At 46.9% G+C, this 947-nt stretch carries 2 protein-coding genes; both read right to left on the bottom strand.

Going from position 1 to position 947, the window contains the following annotated elements; translation table 11 throughout:
- Positions 1-409 precede the first annotated feature (409 nt).
- The gene (locus B9T16_RS28945; RefSeq protein WP_006616256.1) at positions 410-697 is read right to left on the bottom strand and encodes a DUF3368 domain-containing protein; all 288 of its coding nucleotides are present in this window, start codon (positions 695-697) and stop codon (positions 410-412) included.
- Entirely contained in the window at positions 694-924 is a 231-nt protein-coding gene (locus B9T16_RS28940) for a UPF0175 family protein (protein ID WP_006616257.1), read from the bottom strand. The genes B9T16_RS28945 and B9T16_RS28940 overlap by 4 nt, the downstream gene beginning before the upstream one ends.
- Positions 925-947: the final 23 nt, after the last annotated feature.

Below are 947 nucleotides of genomic sequence, written 5' to 3'. Positions count from 1 at the left end.
CTATCGCCGTTACTCTCAACTTCATGCTATACTAGGTGGGTCACAACTCCCACCGTTCAAGCGTTCTGTCTTGACCTTGAGTCCCCTGCCTTGCTTAGATTTCTCTAAGCGTCGGGACATATAAACAGTTATGGGATGGTCAGGGAAGCGACTCCCTATATTCCACCAAGGGGTGGAAGTCCCACCGGGCAGTTATTTCGGGTATTGCAACCCTATGCGCGTGCCTGAACGTTTCGCGCCGCTTTTCTAAGCATAGCCTTTAACTCCCCAATCTTTTTAGGCATCGTTTGCACAGCGTCGGCATTGCCGCTCGCCACCTTTAATAAATCATAAAATACACTTACAGCGAGAGAACCCGCCACCCCAGCGATCCTAGCGTCAAAATACAGATTTTGTGCTTTTCATTCACTCAGCGATCGCCCCCTCCACCAACTTCTCCTGAATCAGTGCTGTTAACCGTTCCAGTCATCGACTCATCATCACCCGCCAACTTCAACGCTTGGGCTTTCAGAGCTTCGCTCACATAAAACCCAACCGATTCTAAAGAGTCAATCACCCCCTTAACCGAATCAATCATTCCCCTGTTCTTCGCTATAATTAAAATTCCCATAGTTCCTGTGATTTTCACCGCCAAGCGTTGAGCCACTTTCCGAGCTTGCAGATCATCCACAATCAATCGACCCAGATTTTGACTCATGACAATAAGTCAACCTCTGCGGCTAAATCATCAGGAGAATAGGCAAAGACAGGCACATGATAATGTCCCAAAATCTCCATAAATGGTCGTTGGGAATAACCCGCCACCTTTGCCGCTTGTCCAATCGAAAGCCTGCCCACCTCATAAAGCTTGATTGCCAGTAGTAGTTTCACTTCATCTGGCGAAAATTCAAACGGTAGTTCGAGCTTTAGTTCTTGCATAAACATGGTTTCATCCTCTGTATATTAAT

This window comes from Arthrospira sp. PCC 8006, from assembly GCF_046480465.1.
Lineage (GTDB): Bacteria > Cyanobacteriota > Cyanobacteriia > Cyanobacteriales > Microcoleaceae > Limnospira > Limnospira platensis.
The sequence above is the reverse complement of the archived record's forward strand: the minus strand, read 5'-3'. Positions and strand labels throughout refer to the sequence as shown.